Origin of the sequence: Methylobacterium sp. WL103 (assembly GCF_008039885.1) — a bacterium.
Lineage (GTDB): Bacteria > Pseudomonadota > Alphaproteobacteria > Rhizobiales > Beijerinckiaceae > Methylobacterium > Methylobacterium cerastii.
This window is the reverse complement of sequence record NZ_VRUX01000834.1, coordinates 1-1465: the sequence shown is the minus strand read 5'-3', so window position 1 is coordinate 1465 and position 1465 is coordinate 1. Positions and strand designations below refer to the sequence as shown.

Genomic DNA, 1465 nt, shown 5'->3' with positions numbered 1-1465 from the left:
CGCCGAGATCGACCGCCGCCGCCGGCCGCTGCTGCTCGGCCTCGCGGCGATCGTGCTCGCGCTCGGAGCCCTGCAGGCGATCAGCATGCGCCCGACCTCGAACGGCGACGCCGCCCGCGCGACCCAGCCGCCGACGGTGCTGGCCGACACCGCCGCGCCCAGGACCGAGCCGAAGGCAGAGCCGCGGGCCGAGAAGCCCGAGCCGGCGATGCCGGCGGAGGCCCGCCCGATCCCGGCCGACCCGCAGACCACCCAGTCGCTTCCGACCCCCGCCGAGGCGAAGCCGGCCTCGGCCAGGAGCGCGGTGCCGCAGGTGTCGAGCATGGCCTCGCTCGCCGGCGACCTCTCCGCCCTACCCGCCGGCCTGTCGAAGCTGCGCCAGGCGGCGCAGGACGGCGACGGCGTCGCGGTCTGGGAGCTCGCCGGGCGCGCTGCGGACGGGCGCGGCCTGCCCCGCGACCTGTCGCTGGCGGCCAAGCTCTACGAGAAGCTCGCCGTCGCCGGCTACGCGCCGGCCCAGTACAAGTATGCCGGGCATTTCGAGAAGGGCGCCGGCCTCGTGCGCGACCTCGACAAGGCCAAGATGTGGTACGGCCGCGCCGCCGAGCAGGGCCATGCCCGCTCGATGCACAACCTCGCGGTGATCTACGCCGAGAACCCGGGCGCCACCGGCAAGCCGGACTACGCGTCGGCCGCCTCGTGGTTCAGGCAAGGCGCCGAGTACGGCGTCCGCGACAGCCAGTACAACCTCGCGGTGCTCTACGCCCGCGGCCTCGGCCTGACCCAGGACCTCGCGCAATCCTACGCGTGGTTCGCCGCCGCCGCCGCACAGGGCGACGAGGATGCCGGCAAGAAGCGCGACGACGTGGCGACCAAGCTGAACCCGTCCGACCTCGCCGCGGCGCGCAGCCTCACCGCGAACTTCAAGCCGCACCGCCTCGACCGCGCGGTCAACGAGCCCCCGGTCTCGAAGGACGCCGCCGGGCCGATGACGCTCCTCGGCGCGCCGGCACCGATGGCGCCCGCCCTCGCTCCGGCCGGCCGCAAAGGCGTCTGAGCGCACAGCGATCCGCCCGGGACGACGGCCGTGGCGGCGAAGCTTGACCATGATGCCGCAGTGCGGGAACCACTCTGCCGCGGCGTTCGTAGAATCGTGTAATTCGATAGGCGACCGCCGATCCGCAGCGGGCAAACCGGAGATCGGATGGCGCGCGTCTCCCCCGTACCGACCGGCGCCGTCCTCCTCGGCGTCGCAGGGCTGATCCCGTTCGTGGGCTTCGCCGCGCTCGCCGTCAGCGGCAGCGACGGCGGCCTCGGCACGATCGGCCTGTCGCCGCGCACGATCCTCTCGGCCTACGGGGCGGTGATCGCGTCGTTCCTCGGCGGCATCCGGTGGGGCGCGGCCGCCGCGCGCAACGCCGGCAACGCCGACTACCTCATCGCCATCGTCCCCTCGCTCCTGGCT

At 74.3% G+C, this 1465-nt stretch carries 1 protein-coding gene and 1 pseudogene; both read left to right on the top strand.

Features of this window, described 5'->3' with window-relative positions; genetic code table 11:
- Positions 1 to 1057 (top strand): annotated as a pseudogene (locus FV222_RS25905) (hypothetical protein); the annotation flags it as partial.
- 147 nt (positions 1058 to 1204) lie between these two features.
- A partial coding sequence (locus tag FV222_RS25900; protein ID WP_147815993.1) for a DUF3429 domain-containing protein occupies positions 1205 to 1465 on the top strand: 261 nt, incomplete at its 3' end.